Here is a 17,758-nt window from a genome sequence, read left to right as displayed (position 1 = left end):
CTACTCCACCCCCACGACATCCTCAACATCTTGGTCCCTTGCTTTCGGCGGGATGTACGCTGGGATACCAGCTTCGTCGATCGCGTCGATAACGTCTCGGCGCTGGTGCGAGCGGACGTCACAGACGTGTGCATAGTCACAGTAGCGGCATCCGGCATCTGAGGGGTCAAGAACCGTTGGGTGGAATCGCCCCTCAGTGATGCCTGATGCAAGCTCGCCAAGGCGTCGAGGGGTCGTTTCCTCGACGAATCGGCGGAATGCATCGTGTGTCTCGAAGTGGGGATATGAGTGCCGCAATAGCGGTGTTTCCACCTCATCACTTCCATGATAGGTGGTTTGTTCCTGGGAAGCAAGGAGTCCGCTTCGGGAGTTCGTGGAACTTGGTGGAGAGACCTGATAGTACGCACCGCCAACCGTCTCTACGTCACCGAGTGCGTCTTCCACCATGAGCGCGTACATGGGGAGTTGGAACTTCAGACCGAGTAGTGCGTCATTCTCACTCGGGATATTGCTCCCGGTTTTGTAGTCACGCACAACGACCTGCGTAGGATCCGTCCCTGGTACAGTTCCGAGACGATCAATGAGACCATGAATCGGTACGGAACCCTGTGGCGTCTCGATGCGAGTCGGATTATCTTGCATCGGTGTGCCAGCGTCGTAGGGGTTGCCGATGCGAGCCTCGAACCACGTCGGTCGTACAGTCGTCTTTGCTGGTTCGTCGAACTCGTGTTCTAGGAAGCGATAGAACAGCCCTCGCGCAACTGGGCGGTCGTCCTGCATCTCCTCGTCGGGACCATAGTATCTGTTCGTCTCTGGTGTTCCTAATCCTGCGAGGACCTTCATGAGCCACTCCGCCTGAAATCCTGTAGTCGAATATTCATCGAAAGCTTGGTCCAGGCGCTTGAACGCAACCTCAAGCAAGCGTTCTTGCCGTGTCTGGAAGTCACCACTCGGGTCGACTGGCTCTCCATTAGTTGATTGTAGTGACAGATAGTAGCGTTCGAGGACGTCGTGAATATACGACCCGCGGGTGCCAGCATCGGGTTCGCGTGTCAGTGACTCCGGTGCCTCGATATCTAACACATGCTTCATATAGTATTTGAATCCACAGACGCCGTACCTCTCGAGACGACTCGCGCTGTATGGTTCGCGGGTATCAGAATGTACTTGTGAGACCGTTTCAGTAGTGAGCTGGCCATCGTACTCTGTGAGTTCGGGGCTTGCTCGTGCCGCCGCGCAACTGGTGCCAGCTTCAATCCGAGACTGTTGATCACCATCGAAGGTGTCTGCTTCGACAGCCTGCTCTACCAGATCACGCGCCTGATCGGTGGAAGTTTTTCCAAGCACCTCGCCGATAGACCACTGAACATCCTCCTGATAGCCCGGTTCGGTGGGAGACGATTCTGAGGTGATTTCCGAGAGGTCGACGACTCGCCGAAGCTCAGTCAGGACATCCGCCTCGACGTACGGCTCGCCGCTGACGCTCCGTTGCGGTGATGAGAGGTGAAGTGATGTCTCGGAGCTGAGGAGCGCTCCGAAGTAATACCGAGCTTCGGCTGAGGCGTCCGTTTGTTCGAAGTCGGGATGGGCATCGTAGACGGATCGAGTGAATGCCGTTCGGTTCGGATCCGATGGGAAATGGGTCGACGTCAGACCAAGGATATAGACGTGCTCGAAGTCTCTGGGAAGTGATTCAGCGAGAGTGCAGACAACGACGCTCTCGTCAGGTGGATGGCCGGTATGCCGAACCGAAATTCCAGAAAGGGCTCGTTCGAGGCGATCGACACTATTCCCAACGGTAGGATCAGCCATCGATTCCGTCAACGCGAGGGTTTCGAGGACATTATTGAGGCTGTCGCGAGCCCGTAGTTCCGTTGCACGGAACGTGGCTGAGAGATCACTGTCGTCGGCGAGTGCAGCGATCACCCCGAGGCGTTCTAAGAGTGCATATAGCTCGCCGGACAACGAGTCGAGCGATACTGTCGAGAGTGCGGATGCATCATGAAGCAGGGATTCGATCGTCGCCGCAACCTCATCGTCGATATGATCGAGCGTTGTATCGAGTCGATTCGTTTCGGCGCGAGCTGCAACACGGGTGAGGTTTCGATGGTCGAGTGGAGTCCCCTCATGAGTGGCTGCAACTAACGGGTTCGTCAGGAGATGGAGTAGTGAATCAAAGGACCGGGGTTCTCGAGCAAGCTGGCAGATCGTTCGGACGGCATCGCCGATGGCCGTCTCGGAAAGCGGTGTCTCGGTCTGAATGCTGAAGGGGATATTGTAGGTCTCGAACGTCTCCTGTACTTGCTCTGTATATTGATCAGGGTTCGTGAGGACGATGCCGATATCCTCGGGATCGGCGCTCCCTGCGAGTTGCGTTCGAATGTCCCGAGCGATATCACGGAGTTCGTCGGGAACGGTTTCGGGAGCGTGAAATGTGAGGTCTAAAGCCGGGACGTCAATATCGTCTGTAGTCGGTGACCTCTCAGGATGCCGATAGAGATTTCGCGTGATTCGCTGTCGAGGTCCAGTACTCGCGGCATCATTCCCATCGTGATATTCATACGAGAAGTCCAAATCAAGGTAGGTCTGCAATGCGTGTGTTAGTCCCGAGTCGACACCTACGGCAGAATCGCAATTGACCTGTAGCGGGAGGAGAGCGACCGTCGGCCAGGTTTCGACAATCCTCTCAAGTAGATCCATCTCCAGAACGTCGAACCGAGTGAAGCCACTGATGACGACGGCGTCAATAGAGGGAAACACATCTTCCAGTGACGAAGACATCGTTGTAACGTGGTGCATCTGCTCAGTACGGAACGTTTCAGATAATTCGTCGGCAAGAACCTCTGTACGCGCGGATTCTATTTGGGTAGCTAATTCTTCGATATAGGCTGCTCGGTCATCCATTCCCTCTTCTTCGAGCCGATGCTGCATTTCTTCCGGCGAGAGCTGTCCAGCGAACTCCATTTTGGTAAACAGCCCCTGAGCTTCCCGTATGAGACCCGATCTCGGGAATCGATCACCTGTGTTGAGTGGGTTGCCATTCGACGCAATGCTCTCAACACCAAGTTCGACGAGCCGGGAGAGGAGAGGCTGATCGATGTGAGTTACACGGCCCTTGTACTGGTCGCGTTCGTAACACTCGAAAACAAATTCGTCGAATGTATCGATGCGGAGTACAGCGGGAGAGCCAAATTCTCGCCATCGGTCTCTGGTTGCATCCCGAGGGTAATCTTGTGGAGTGATATACAGGATGCTTTCCGGCTGCGTTCCCACATCATCTACAAGAATGTCGAAAATGTGAGATTCGAGGGCTGGGAGATGAGGCCCAGTAAGCAGCAACTGTTGAGACATATCCTCCGTGTCGTTCGACCACGATATGAGTGTTTGGTCGCTGCTGCACTGTTAAAGAGCAATCTAAGCCAATTATTCGGCTCTGCACGTTCATAAACTCCCCTCTGAATGGGAAAAATGGTCGATTTCCTCCATCAGTCCGTCGAGATTGTGGTCTGGCTTTTCAGCCTACCCGAACATTTCGTTGAGAATCATTTCACTGGAACAACTATAATCTGGACGAGATCCATAGATTAATCCCCTATCAGTGGAAGGCCTATAGAAGGCGAATGATGTTTTCAGTTCATCTCAACAGGGGTTGTCTTTGTACATGACTGAGACGTGTGAGTCTACTGTAGAACTGGAGATGCTGGCCTCCGGGATGGCCAAGCAGCATGAGAATTACTTAGATGCACTTCAGGAACTTATAGATAATTCAGTTTCAGCGGTCGTCAAGAGTGAATCCTACTTCAAGGGACCTGATGAATCGATTAATCTCTCTTTGATGTTTGTCCGTGGTCAGAATACAATTACAACATACATCTCAGACAATGGTCCCGGAATCACGCGCAACGATCTACAAAATGAAGTTTTTCGAACCGGAAACAAGGAAATCTCAGAAGGTATTTTGAATAATGTTGGATGGGGACTCAAAGCAAGCCTTGCCTGGTTCGAAGAGTCGCTCAAACAACGAAATATTGGCAATCAGAGAGACTGGTTTACCCTAATTACACAGACAGAAACCAGCAATTGTGTCCGCGTTGATGGACCGATAACAGACGATCTGCCAATCGACGACGGTGCAGAGAGCGACTGGGATGTTGGTATCCCCGACCGGGATACGGAACTAATTGAAGCAAATCACGGAACACGAGTGCACGCCACGTGTGCTCGGGATCGATTTGACAACGACGTGTGGCCATCGGCAGACTCTCTCGGAACAAAGGTTCAGTATATCCGCGAGCGGCTTGGCGTGATATTCCGTCGACTCCTCTCGGCACATGATGATAACCAAATCGCCGTCAACTACCACGACCTCGAAACAAACCAAACTGGATATTTCGACGTCGCGCCAATTTGGCCAGAGTACGACGATGATGAGTCAAAGAAAAACCATGAATTCGAGATTACGACGCCGGATGATAAGAGATACGACATTAAGTATGAAGCCGGAACTTTAGATATCGATGCGATGACCGCCAAAGCGGAGGAACAATATCCGGAGCTCCTCACGCAGAGTGGGAAATTCAGGTATCGATATCGACCTAGCCAAAACCGACAGGGGATCGATATCTATGCGAACGGTCGGCTGCTGATGACGTCGGTGTTCAAAGATATATTCAAACTTACTAGAAATAACCAATATAATTACTTCGGCGGGGTTCTACAGATATTTCCAAAAGGAGAGACGGGTGAAGTTCCCACGGATAACAAAAAGACCCGGCTCGACACTAACAACGAACTGTGGCGTAAAATCCGTGACGAACTATCGAAGGATGAATTCTTACCGGATGGGCGAGATTATCGGCGAAATATCTCAAGTGGTGGGGCATCAAAAGCTGAAAATGCAGAATCAATTGACGAAATCACAGATACAGCTGTCCCCCCATCGACGTTTGACAACGATGAAGAGATCTTCACCATGCATAACGGCGACGCTCGAACAGCAGTCTCCGAACTTCGGACTCGCCTAGAAGAGGAGAAAGAACAAGAAGAATTTCTGGATGCGACTGTCACGTCCCCGCCGTACTACGATATCAAGGAATACGGCTCAGCTGATGATACTGAAATCGGTCAGCATGGGTCGTATGTCGAATACCTCAACGAGCTCAGAGAGATCTTCGAGGACGTTTATTCCATCACGAAGGAGGACGGCTCACTCTGGGTTGTCGTAAATACATTTAGACGGAATCACGAACTCGTCCAGCTTCCGTTCGACATTGCTCGTGTATGCCAGAACCTTGACCAAGGGATGGAGTGTTCGAACTGCGGCAACACTGTACTGAGAGGAATCGAAGTTCTCGATGAACAAGGGACGGCCTGTCCGCACTGTGGACACACGATATCGAGTGAGGACTCCTGGATATTCCAAGACATTATAATATGGAATAAGAATAAAGCACTACCATACACAAAAAAAGGGCGTCTACGAAACGTCTTCGAGTACGTATTGTGCTTTAGCAAGAGTTCGGATTTTGCCCTAGAAATGGATCGTATCCGCGAATCCCATCCAAGCAACTTCAAACAATGGTGGGCTGATTTCCCGGAACGATACCACCCACTCGGCAAATTGCCTGAGAACATTTGGGAGTTTGAGCCGCCCACTCGAGGGTCATTTAACGATAATAGTGACATTTTCAACCATCCTGCAGCATTCCCACCAGGGCTCATTGAACGGATTCTTACCCTCTCTACTGACCCAGAAGACGTTGTGATGGATCCTTTTTCAGGTTCAGGAGTGACAGTGGCACAGGCGGAACAGATGAACCGCAATGGCATCGGTATCGACCTCAATGAAAAGTACTGTAAAGCGTATCCAGATCTCAAGCAACATCTCCAGGAGCAGCAGACTCCGTCAGAGCAAAGCACTACACAAGAAAAGCTGAATCGACTCATCTGTGGGCTCCGCCAGACGAAGTATGCCCGTGAGCTGATTCGTACACTATGTGGTGAAATTGGCCTATCAAGTCCGTCTCAGTCAGATGTTCATACCGTATTTCTCGTGAGTCGGGAACTAGGATACCAGACAATTGGAGATGATATCCATGGTGAAGTGGATGTCCTACTCATTGTTGGCGAAGAAACGACAGCCCAAAACGCCCTTCAGTATCACAAAAGTGCAGAAGAAGCCACCACACTCCAACCGTGTTCCGGATTTGGGATGAAAGCACGACCGATCGTATTAACAACCCAAGAATTGCTAGCAGAGATGAACGACGGCACGTATACGCATCTTCCCGAAAATCTCTACGTCTACGAGAACGGACGTCACTACGTGTTCACTGAAGAGATCTCGTGGAGTGACTGGGCCGAAATGAACCAAAGCACTGAATGGGCACAGCGATACAGTAACGATGAATTCCCACCTATCCTATCTAATGTCGGAGTTGATGTCGATCATCCGATTCAATCGATGGAAACCTTATCGCGGCCGTCTTCAAAAGATCACGAATTCTACCTGAATATGCCTTCAAGCGAGCCAATCCATTCCGTCATCGAATCCCGTTAACCTGCGGGGCGCCCCACCGCCAGTCATTTCCCTATGCATTCGTCTGGAACCCACTCGACAGTACCAACTCCTTTATTTGTGATCCAGCCGTCGACAAGTATAGCAAATGAACGACAAGCAGGATTCTCGTTTCAAAATATACCAACATGATGCTCGAAATTTGAAGTCATACCTTGGAGATGAATTTGATGACACGAATGGCCTCGTCGACACGATCATTACGTCGCCACCGTACGCTGACTTAGTTGATTATGGAGATCATGAAGAGCAGATCGGCAAACAGAGTTATGAGGAATTCTTGGATGATCTCCGATCAATCTTCAAACAATGTTACGACATTGCGTCTGAAGACTGTACACTGTGGATAGTCACAGATACCTTCCGATCCAACGGTAGAGTTGTTCGACTTCCCTTTGATATTGCAGACGAGCTCGAAAATTTACAAAACCATGACATATGCTTGGAACAGGATTGCAGTGGATATCTCGAACAGGACCGAGAGAACGGTTCACTCGAGTGTTCAAAATGCGGAGCAGTGCACAATCCTCTACCTGAATCCTGGCGTATGGAGGACAATATCATATGGGATAAAACTAGAACACGGCCATGGACCAGAAAAGGACAGCTCAGGAACGTCCATGAGTACGTCACGGTGTTTTCTAAGTCAGATGGATTTACGTACAATAAGGACGCAATCCGGGTCACTGACCCTGATGAATTCCAGCGGTGGTGGGTGAACTATCCTGAACGATATAGCCCAAGAGGAATCGTCCCAAGTAACGTCTGGCGTTTCCCGATTCCCAAACAAGGTCAGTGGGGTCCAAAGGTGAGCTACCACCCGAGTCCATTTCCAGAAGAGCTTGTCGAGCGGATTGTTCGCCTCGCTTCCGATCCTGGTGATGTCGTCTTTGACCCATTTGCGGGAATCGGTACGACACTAGCGGTTGTCGAAGCACTAGACCGGAAGCCACTCGGATTTGAACTCAATCAGGAATATATCGAATACTACCAGAAACATGTTCGCCCGGCAGCCTTGAGAGAGGTCGGAAGCGTTCAATCAACACTACGGGATGAACAGTCGATCCTCCAAAAGAAAATCTACACGTTGCGAATCCACAAATATGCATATAAGCTGTATAAACAGCTAATTGAAGGAGAAAATAGTAGTATTCGACGAGGACAAATTAAATTCATTCAGGCAATTAGCGACCCAAACCATTTCGATGCTGAGAGCAAACCTGATGTACGACTCGAATTTGTCCATGAACCTTCTAACAATTTTGAGGAAATATCATTTGAGACTGTGATGGAAAGTATGCTCTCCGAAAAGAAGGGGTCGGGTGATTACTATGGTGTCGAGTTCCATCCAGAATTCATCACGCTTAGAGACTACCTCTCTAATCTAGAGTCTGGGTCGCCAGAGCTGATCGGCAACAAGGTCCATCTATACCAAGATGGAAACCACCACTGGGCAGAAGAAACCCTATCTCTTGACGAATGGATTAACCAAATCACCGACGAAGAATGGCTCCAGTACTGGTCGAAAAGTCATCCACCACTCGTCTCGAATCTAAAAATCCAGGTTGATAACCCATTAGAGGAGCGGAAAGAGAAACCCAGCAGTCAGCAATCAGAATTGGGATCATTTTAAAAACCGGAGTTCAGCATTCAGCTGATTAGATTCTCCACTTTCATGAGCTAGAGGGAATCACGCAGCAACTCGGTCATTCTTCAAGATCCCATTTCTCCTCGAAGAACTCTGTAGTGTATTTTGCCCGGGGTCTTTCTGGAGCTACTTCTTCGAATGCTCGGACGATATCAAAAAACCCCTCCTTAGTAGTGTGGTATTGGTCCTTATATGCAGGGATTAGTTGAGTGTAGAATAATTCACAAAGATTGTATAAATATGTTGTGCTTTCTCCAACTTCTTCAATGAATTTTTCGACACTATTGATGGCGTTGAATTGAATATTGAGACGATCTTCTCTCTTTGATATCGTAGGGGCGAGACCATGGTTCTCGAGATATCTAATGAAATTCGGTTTTATTCGTATATCCGGATGAGTGACTGTAATCCGTGCGTTGAAAGCCATCCCATAACCAGTGTTGTTGACCGGTTGTTCATTAATCAATAATGAGATCATACCGGCTCCATCAAAAGCTCCTGCAATATATTCTGTTGAGATAGATTCTGGATATTTTGGATTAGGAACGTCAAATATGTCGTCAATAGTTCCGATATTAAATTCATCCTCAAAAAAATCGAGCGTATATTTCTTACTGTTCCAGTATGGATGCATATCTGTCCAAGGTTTATACAATTGATAGAATAGTTCTTCATTTCCGGCAATCGTCTTACCACCATATTCACGGTCCACTGCAACAAGATACTCCAAGCGCTCAGCAATTTGGATGTATATCCCCTCTCCAAGGTCACGCAACGTCTCAATGTCTTCTGAATTATGTATCAACATTTTACGGGGACCATTTTCAGAATCCCCGTAATCATATCGATACTGAATGTCCTGTCTGTCAAGAAACTGTCCTATTACACCTGCTAAGAGCTCGGATTTACGCAGCGATATCTGTAGTTCCGTTGCAAGCCCATAACCACCCCCCATTGGATATGGCTCCAATATTGGGCGAGAAAGATGATCAATCAATCCCAAAATGTACTCTTTACCAAAATTTATATCCAATGAAGATTCGCTATTCATAAGATGGTAGTTGAGATAACTGGATCAATTTCCCGGTTTCATTCGGTTCCATGGCAGATACATTCTTCTGACGATATTCTTTGAGGGAGTTTGTATCTCCAGTGCTGAGCAGACTCACGTTGTATCGTGATTCTAATAACTCGATCTGTTCATAGCAGCTCAACGCTTCTCTCGTGCGGTTTTGCTTGGTGTACTGGTTGGCTTGCAGCCGTAATGCTTTGGATAGCCCTCGTTTGCCTTCATACCACGGAAGAACAGTACGGTATTCCGCAGCCGATTGTTCGATCAGCTCCCAAAACTGCTCATCAACGGGAAGACCGGAATAAAGATCCTTAGCTAGTCGGTAGTAGGCTTCCCCCAAGAGTTGAGAGACAAGTTTCTGATGGGCTTCGTTATCTACAAACGTACTCTGAACTCTCGTGAGCGCGCTAACGACCTCTTGTAATGTACTCCGATTAGCATCAACTAACCGTGCTTCACCGATTGTGTTCGCAATCGTATGCTTAACCTCGGCGTCATCACTGGCAGCGTAATCGCTCGCAAAATCCTCAATAGTGTCCGTCCATGGAACGGTTTCATCGAGCGTGACGACTTGGTAATACTGCCGTGATTCAAATGAATCGCTAGACCAGGTTATGTTTTCGTTGAAGTCAATGCGATAAAGTGGGTCATCATCCGTTTTTTGTCGGAACTCTACTTGGTGATCTCCATCGACAGTGATCCAACTAGGTATCAATCGGTCAGCGATATCGTACTCGTGACGAACGATTTCTGTATCGCTTCGAATATCGAGAATCCGGGCCAGTTCCCCGTAGGGGCAAAGAACGATGAAGTTACTATCCGGCGAAATATCGACGGTAGGTGCACTCACATCTAGATGTTTTTCATAAATAGTGGACTGCTCTCTATCAATGACGGAGATGGTAGCACCTGTCGATTCCCCATACTCAATCCAATCCGCCACAACAGCATCTCCGACGTCGGATACTCCAACAGACCGGGGTTCCGAAGGCCGCTGATACCAGCAGACAGCATGTTCCTTCAATAGAGCGAGATAACCCTCTTCATGATTGCTGCTATATCTCGAACCAACTTCAAATTCTCCAGTATTGGAGGAACGAATCATCAGTTGAATCTCTTTTCCACCCAGCTCAATCTGTTTCCAAGAAGACATGTTTCTCTTATTCTGGGTTGTGCTCTTGGGCGAGTTCTATAACATCGTCCGACAGTTCGATTAGCGGATCCCCAGGTCCGAACACCTTATTGTGGAGTTCAGTAATACCCCCATTCGCGTATTCCTCCGCGATTTCTTTGACTTTTTCCCCATCAATTAGAACATCCGTCGTTCGCTCTTCGGCAACGGCAACAGAACGAATGAACCATAGTGTCTGGTCATTGTGGGCGGGTCGGTTGAACAGGGCACGTCCAGCTCCGTCGATTGGTGTTCGGCCTGCCTTACGTGATCCGTACGCTACAGCGAAGACGAATATCTCATTCAGTTCAGATTCAGTAAATGGGGACTCTTCGCTTTCTTGGAGTTCTTTGTAGAGTTCATGCTTGTCCTCCTGAATGTAGTAGTCTCGCCCCGGACTCGTGTCTTCATAGATCTGATCACTCATATGGGACCACCTCCGTCACTTCGTCAACAAACTCAAGCTTGTATTCGTTTGAGACATGAGATTTCATCTTCATTCGGACCTCATCCGTGTATTCTTCGTCAGTCATCAGGAAGGTCATCTGGGTATCGTCGATGTACTCTGGCAGGTTCTGGGCGAGCCGGCGCTTCGGAGTACTTGAAATTCGACCTAGCGGTGTGTCGATGACCAATGGTGCATTGAATCCACTAACACTCGTTAGTGCGGCAAGGAATGAAAAAGCCAATACCTGTCGCTCTCCGGCGGAGAGAGATCCGATTTTGTTATCATTTCGTGGACCCTCAACACGTACTTGGTACTCGTCGGTCAGAGTAACGGTGTAATCCTCATTTTTCCAAATTATTTCGTTGAAATAATTATTCATTTTCGTCTCTATTTCCTCACGAACCGAAGAGATGATGTCTTCCTTCATCGACTCAAGCTCATCTCGCGACGACCCGATGAATTGCATCTTTTTTAGAATTTCAGCGTTCTTTTCTTCCTTAGACACTTCCTCGTTGAACGCTTTCTTTTTTTCGTCGCGATTTTCCTTCGCTTGATCGATACGGACCTCGAGCTTTCCTTTACCTTCTTGGAGTTCTTCTAGCTGGTCTTCGTACTCGGTTCGCTGTTTTTCGAGCTCTTGGACGTCCACATCCTCCGGGATATCATGCGCTTTGAGCTGCTCGGAGATCTCGTTAAGCTCTTTGTTCTTCCGCTGCTCTTTGTCTTCCAGCTCAGCCAACTTCCGACGCTTCTCCATCAGCGTCTCTGCGTCTTCATGTGCATCTTGTAGTAGCCCTGGGATCGCCATCTTCCCCTCGAGGTTATTCTCGACGACCGTCGACATCTCTTGCTGGAGGCTAATGAGGTGTTCTCGGTGTTCTTCAGTCAATTCTTCACCGCAGATACATTGGCCCTCCTCGAGTAGCTCCTCAATGAAGGTGTCCTGAATTTTGGGAGGGAGTTTCCCTTGTTCAGAAAGCTTCCGAACCTCAGATAGTGTAAAATCGAGTGACTCCACCGCATATAGTGGGGGCCCACTCTTCACAAGCTCACGACTAGCCTCTTTTCGAACCTCTTCAATGTCATCTCGTATATCCTCCAGCCTTTCAATAAGATATTCTCTTCGCTGTTGTTTTTTTCTCACTTCCGGATTAGCACTGTCTTGTAGCTTCTCGTCAATTTTCTGGATATGGTTCTTGGTTTCGGAAATATTTGTTTTCGTTTGCTCCAGATCTGATTCCAGATCATTGATCCTTTCCTTTGCCTTTTCGTATTCGTCCCGCTTTCTCTCAGCAGCATCGCCTACATCAGACAGTTCTTTCTCAGAATCGTCCTCAAAAGATCGGAGATGGCTAATACCTCTTTCAAGCAATTCAATATGGGAAACGTCGAGAAGTCCATTCTTCACCCGGTTCTTATATCCTTCACCGAAGAATTCGTCCAACCGTTCGCCGTCAAAGAGGAAATACTGATGAACGTGGACCGGGAGAATCTGGTTCAAGCGGGTGCTAACATGCTCAACCGATTTCCAGTCGCCACCACGCTTTTCCTTTAGCTGAAGTTCACCGTGCTGGCTACTGAAACTGCTACTGTTTAACTTGACAGTCCTGAAGCTGCGTGAAAAGATATACTCAGGTTCGTCTTCACCCAGGGTGATTTCGATCCGCCCTTCGGCGATCTCGTTATCCCCCACTTCGTCGAGTACCCCTCGATTTACGTATGGATAAGACTCGAGTTCGTTATCCTTGGTTTCGTCGTAATGACTCTCTTTCCCGTAGAGACAGAGCGTTATCGCGTTTAGGATATTTGACTTCCCTGCTCCATTTTCCCCTTGGATTACGTTGACGCTTTTATCGCTCTGTGTTTGTAATTGAATCTCGTTCTCGCCCGCATACTGTCGATAATTCTCTAGTGTGAGAGATCGGATTTCAAGTTGAGACATTAATTATTAGGGTCGTAGCGGTCCTACCAAGTAGAGTGTTGGTGAGGACGAGCGCAACTATGCTCGAATAGTGAGAGGTCGTCTCGGATTACCGTGGCGTCGCTGCGGCGCAGCGACGCAACACATCATGTTCTTAGAAGGTTGGTGCGGTAGTGACTGTAATGACACACAGACCCACCGCACCAATCGGATCATTCGAGACCACGCCTCATGAACCTTCACTCGTCGAGGACTCGACACTGGTCTGTGAGTGTGGGTCAGAGCGTGCGAACAAACACGGAACCTACGGCAGGCACCCGCGCGGGCACTCGCCCGTGCGGGTGCAGCGGTATCGGTGTCGTATCTGTGGAGGGACGTTCTCACCGAGTCTGTCCTACATCAAGGATGACTACCAGTACCCCGACGAGGTTAGACGGCTGGTACGCGTCGTGAACGCGTTCACCGACGCGTCCCTTGAACGGCTTCAGGATATCTGTACCGTTCATTTCGGCGTTCGACCATCCGACGAACAGATTCGCAACTGGATTACCGAAGACACCGGGGAGATCGTCGCAAACGATCTCCCCACGTATTCGGGCATCTACACCTATGACGAGCAGTATCTCCGCATCGATGGGAAGCGCGCATACCGGTTGTTGCTCTACGATGACCTCATGGGAGCACCCGTCGCCGAACAAGTCGTCGACGGGTGCGAGAAGGCCACCGTCCGTGAGTTTCTCACCACCGCTCTCGAAAACAAACCCGTCTTCGTCGTGACCACGGACGGACGCTCGGATTATGCCGAGATCGTGGAAGACGATCTCGGCGCGTTCCACCACCGGTGTCACTACCATTTCCTGAAGAACGGCGAGAAGAAGCTCCGGAACGAGGTGTTCCGGAGCGTTCGCTACTCGAACGCGGAGAAGCTTCACGCCACGATCGTCTGGAGTGAATTCAAGAGCGTGTTCGCGGCTCCGTCGTATCCAGCGGCTTTCCGGCGGTTTGAGGCGGTGCTCGATAAAATCGAGCACCTGCCGCCAGCGGTCCGGACTTATGTCGAGGAGGTAATGGAGAACTTCGACAAATTCGCCATCCATCTTCGGGATGAGTGGGTCCCGAGCACATCGAACAACGCCGAGCGCTACTTCAGCCACACGAAATCGACGCAGGTAAAGCGTCGATTTCGGACGCATGAGGGCGTCCAGTCGTTCCTCAAGACCCAAATGACCGTGCGGACTGTCAAACACGGCTACATCTCGCGGGAGGCATCGCTCGCGCGAATGCGCGAGCTCTTTCCAGACATCGAGATGGAGGCAGTGATCCCGCTCCTCACCGAGACAAAGAAGCGGTATCTGTGGAGCCGTGATCTTGAGGCAGGCTAATCGATAGGAAGAGGTACGCGAGCCGCTCCATACGGAGCGGCTGCGCTGTCGTGACGTAAATATACCTTCGCAGAAATAATAGAAATGAACACAAACCACTTTACTCATCTATTGGATCGGTCAATAGTATCGTTCCCGGCCGCAACACGTATCAGCTAACTAGCTGTAACGGCCTTGTCTTCCCTCTCAACAACACCAGACTTGGTAGGGTCGTCGTAGCTCTCCCAGTCATCAATATATTTCTGAAGATAATCGCCAAAGTCACTCTTATAGTGCGGCTGGCTTTTATCTAACTCAGCGCGCTCAAATCGCAGTACATCTTCGATAAAATTCCTGATTTGGTCGTCATCTATTCTGTTAACTTTCTGCAAGATAAGCTCATTGACGTCCTCCCGTTCCATAATTCTGTAATGCTCCTGTGTACTACTTATATCTTTAGAATGTAGATATCCCAACGACGGGACTATTCATCCTCGTCAACAGAAATTTGATATTGAATTCGGAGATGGCCTATCTTGTTTCGGGCTTCGACCTCATTCATTGCGTTCGCAGCAAACTCTTCAAATCTCCGGAGTTCTTTTTTAAGTATTCCTTTCTCACTTTCCACGAGTTCCGAATTCGGATTGGTCGTTGGGACAACAATAAAGTCAAAAATAGTCGATTTTTCCTTTCCAGGAAATTGCCGAAGAACACGACCACGGCGCTGAACGAACTGCATTGGATTCCCAGTATTAGACATCAAGATGGCTTGTTTAGTCGCTTGAACGTCGACACCTTCATCCAAGCATTTCATCGCGACAAGGGCGTCATATTCACCATCTTCAAACCCACTCAATATCCGTTCGCGCTCATCGCTGTCTTCGTGATAGGTGAATTTGTGTTGGATCAATCCCTCTGCATTGAGGATTTCCTGAACGTGTTCGAGCTGTTCTGAGTTCGTATAGACAAGGAGGTGGTCAACGGAGTCTAGCCTATTGAGAGCGGAACGAAGCTGACCATATTTATTCTCAGCTGATTTGATGATATTGGCCCGCTTCTGTGCTAATCGTTCCCTAATTTCATCATCGGCGTCCTCATTATGTGCGACTTTTGCGAGACGATGGGAAAGTAAGCGATATTCTTCAAGTTCATCTGCGGAGAGTTCCACAATAATCGGATGATACTCATATGGCGTAAGAAACTTCGGGATCGCTTCTCCGAGTGTATACTCGTACACCACTCCACCGAAGTAGTCAAGAAGATATTCAGTACCTTCCTCATCGAAATAGCGCTTTGGTGTGGCAGAAAGACCAATACGATAGTCATAGTCAACAAGAAGGCCACTTTGTTGGTGTTCCGATCCTAGGTGATGTGCTTCGTCGCCAATCAAGAGCGAAGTTCCGTGATGCTTCTGGATTTTCTCACGGAAATAACTGTTGGAGAGCGTCTTATGCGTCGTAAGAAGTGCCTCTCGATCAGTTACTCCAAGATTGAGATTCGAGATTGCCTTAGACAGATCGACCTTCCAATCGGGGTTATCAGTTCCGTAGGCGTACGTGGGAGTACCGATATCGAATAATTCCATTTCTTCCTTCCACTGAGGAGCAAGGTGAGTAAACGGGACCGCGATAACGACTAACTCTGGCGGATCCGGACGATCGAACGCGGCCTCAGTCGCAGCGAGTGCAGTAAACGTCTTTCCGGTTCCAGTTGCCATCTCAAATAACCCCCGTTGGCCGTTCTCTTGCCAGGATTCAATTGCTTCCTGTTGATACGGACGTAGTGTAATTCCGCTGTTTACCTCTTCAGGAGTTGTGTAGGGTCGATAGTCATCATCTCGGAGCCTCGCGATCTGTTCTTTAGCGGCCTCCGGTATAGAATATATATCAACATTATCGAACTTCCCATCCCAGAGCCTGTTAAACCGCTTCTTCTGATACTGCACCCCCTCCGCGTCTCGGTCACTGAGCCAATCGCAATCGATGGTGTACGCCTCGTAATTCGACAGCGCAGTCTTACTATCGTTCTGAGAACCATGGAATGCAACCGTATTGCCCTCCGAATCCTCCATGATACCGAATTTATCGTGGAAATCACCCGTCAGGTCGCCCTTCGGAACAGCAAATCGGATTTCTAGGAGTCCATCCGCAATCATCCAGGCGATGGTGTTTCGTGTGTGATATTCAAGGTCGTATCGAAGGTCTGTGATTTGATCTTCAAGATGTTCTTTTAATATTTCATCTGATTGGGCCTCCATACCTTCCTTAAACGCCTCCCAGTCTTCTTCACCCAGAATTGGACTCGTTATCCATCTTGCAACGCCACCGTTTTCTGCAAAATCTGCCATTCCGCGGGCAGCTGACTCGATCCAACTACTCGAAAAGAATCCAGCACCACGATCATATCTCACCGCCCGAGAGAGAAGTGGCGTATAGAACTCAGAAACAAATTCTGTATCCGCGGTATCAATTACACGCGGAAGATCGAGATGCCGGAACGTATCCGGGTTAGGCATGAGTGGGAATAGACTGGTATTGTACATATAGGCTTTGCCAGCACTGACTCCGCTCTTGTGTAGCGTAGCGGAACCAAGCCATCGAAGTTAGGGCATTCCGCCGACAGCAGTCGTTTATGACCAACAAACGCGCTGCTTTCGGCGGAATGCTTGAGCAACTCGTTGATCTCGGAGTAATAGAGTTTCGGCCAGAGCCGCTCGACACCATCGTCGAGCGGCGACTCAAAGCTATCTGGACCAGCCGTGCCTGCCCAAACTGTGACGCCGACGCTCTCCATGCTCTCGATGGCTCGGCCCGCATCTGGTGTAGCCGTTGTGACTGGAAAACGAGCTACACCCGCGGCACACCCTTCTACGACTCGGAACTCGCCCCCGGCGAGTTCCTCGTTGCCTTCATCCTCTACGCTGACACTCTCCTCAGCATCAACCAAATCGCACCGCTGCTCGACCGCGCCTACAAAACCGTCTTCGAGGCAATTAGCGACGTGAAAACCGCGTTCGCCCGCGGTTTCTCGACGGTGTGGGAACGCATCGGTCACACGATTGCTGGACCAACACAGGTGGACGAAACTCAGCGGGTGTGTTCGGGGTACAAAGGCCAGAACCCACCGCGGGACGGACTGTCCCGCGGCGGGTCTCCTGGACCCGGACGGGCGCGATGGACAGGAGAGCAGGGCGATGAGATGACGCTCGTCGCGGCCTAATGGGTGAGAGAAGCTTTGAAAGTAGATTCGGGGAAGAGAAATAGCGACCTAAGAGAGCCGTACACCGAGTGTACAGCGATCTAAGTGAGTTTGATGTTTACTGTAATGTTTACCGTAATCTCGTCCGGTCGAATCAGCAATAGCTGGATCCCCTAGTACACACCTGAATACGACTGTTTTGATCGTCATCATATAAACCCCTGTTCATCGATTTCGCGGTTCCTGTGAACCAGCAGCAACAATCTTCTAACCATCTATTTCTGAGCAAACTTTCAGAGCGTGCCTGAATCATTAGCGCGTCAGCCGGGCTGGTGTGCCCAGTACTCGTGTTCCTTCGCATT

Annotated in this window: 10 protein-coding genes and 1 pseudogene; 4 read left to right on the top strand and 7 right to left on the bottom strand. The window is 49.4% G+C overall.

The features are described from left to right. A complete protein-coding gene (locus MUK72_RS17035; RefSeq protein ID WP_244706089.1) occupies window positions 1-3,351 on the bottom strand; it encodes a PD-(D/E)XK nuclease family protein in 3,351 nt (1,116 codons plus the stop codon). A gap of 310 nt (window positions 3,352-3,661) precedes the next feature. Between MUK72_RS17035 and MUK72_RS17030 the strand changes: the two genes are divergently transcribed. Together MUK72_RS17030 and MUK72_RS17025 are read left to right on the top strand one after the other, a co-directional pair. After that, entirely contained in the window at window positions 3,662-6,559 is a 2,898-nt protein-coding gene (locus MUK72_RS17030) for a DNA methyltransferase (RefSeq protein ID WP_244706087.1), read from the top strand. Window positions 6,560-6,665: 106 nt separating this feature from the next. Beyond that, window positions 6,666-8,210 (top strand): DNA-methyltransferase, encoded by a 1,545-nt coding sequence (locus tag MUK72_RS17025; protein ID WP_244706085.1) that lies wholly within the window; start codon window positions 6,666-6,668, stop codon window positions 8,208-8,210. Window positions 8,211-8,283: 73 nt separating this feature from the next. On the opposite strand, the gene MUK72_RS17020 is transcribed toward MUK72_RS17025, so the two are convergent. The 4 genes from MUK72_RS17020 to MUK72_RS17005 are packed head-to-tail and all read right to left on the bottom strand — an operon-like array spanning window position 8,284 to window position 12,858. Beyond that, entirely contained in the window at window positions 8,284-9,276 is a 993-nt protein-coding gene (locus MUK72_RS17020; protein ID WP_244706083.1) for a hypothetical protein, read from the bottom strand. Next, window positions 9,269-10,450: a hypothetical protein gene (locus tag MUK72_RS17015; protein WP_244706081.1), complete on the bottom strand. Its 1,182-nt coding sequence runs from the start codon at window positions 10,448-10,450 to the stop codon at window positions 9,269-9,271. Before MUK72_RS17015 ends, MUK72_RS17020 begins: the two co-directional genes overlap by 8 nt. Before the next feature lie 7 nt (window positions 10,451-10,457). Continuing rightward, window positions 10,458-10,895, bottom strand: coding sequence for a hypothetical protein (locus MUK72_RS17010; protein ID WP_244706079.1), 438 nt, complete (start codon window positions 10,893-10,895; stop codon window positions 10,458-10,460). After that, window positions 10,888-12,858: an AAA family ATPase gene (locus tag MUK72_RS17005; protein ID WP_244706077.1), complete on the bottom strand. Its 1,971-nt coding sequence runs from the start codon at window positions 12,856-12,858 to the stop codon at window positions 10,888-10,890. The genes MUK72_RS17010 and MUK72_RS17005 overlap by 8 nt, the downstream gene beginning before the upstream one ends. A gap of 161 nt (window positions 12,859-13,019) precedes the next feature. Here MUK72_RS17005 and MUK72_RS17000 point away from each other — a divergent pair, with 161 nt between their 5' ends. Continuing rightward, window positions 13,020-14,219 (top strand): transposase, encoded by a 1,200-nt coding sequence (locus MUK72_RS17000; RefSeq protein ID WP_244700560.1) that lies wholly within the window; start codon window positions 13,020-13,022, stop codon window positions 14,217-14,219. A 155-nt stretch (window positions 14,220-14,374) separates the two neighbouring features. On the opposite strand, the gene MUK72_RS16995 is transcribed toward MUK72_RS17000, so the two are convergent. Further along, window positions 14,375-14,620, bottom strand: coding sequence for a hypothetical protein (locus tag MUK72_RS16995; protein ID WP_244706074.1), 246 nt, complete (start codon window positions 14,618-14,620; stop codon window positions 14,375-14,377). 62 nt (window positions 14,621-14,682) lie between these two features. Further along, window positions 14,683-16,713: a DEAD/DEAH box helicase family protein gene (locus MUK72_RS16990; protein WP_244706072.1), complete on the bottom strand. Its 2,031-nt coding sequence runs from the start codon at window positions 16,711-16,713 to the stop codon at window positions 14,683-14,685. A 116-nt stretch (window positions 16,714-16,829) separates the two neighbouring features. On the opposite strand from MUK72_RS16990, the pseudogene MUK72_RS16985 reads away from it, so the two are divergent. Continuing rightward, window positions 16,830-17,414 (top strand): annotated as a pseudogene (locus MUK72_RS16985) (IS1595 family transposase); the annotation flags it as partial. Between the last annotated feature and the right edge of the window lie 344 nt (window positions 17,415-17,758).

Origin of the sequence: Halococcus dombrowskii, from assembly GCF_022870485.1 — an archaeon.
Taxonomy (GTDB): Archaea; Halobacteriota; Halobacteria; order Halobacteriales; family Halococcaceae; genus Halococcus; species Halococcus morrhuae.
The sequence above is the reverse complement of the archived record's forward strand: the minus strand, read 5'-3'. Positions and strand labels throughout refer to the sequence as shown.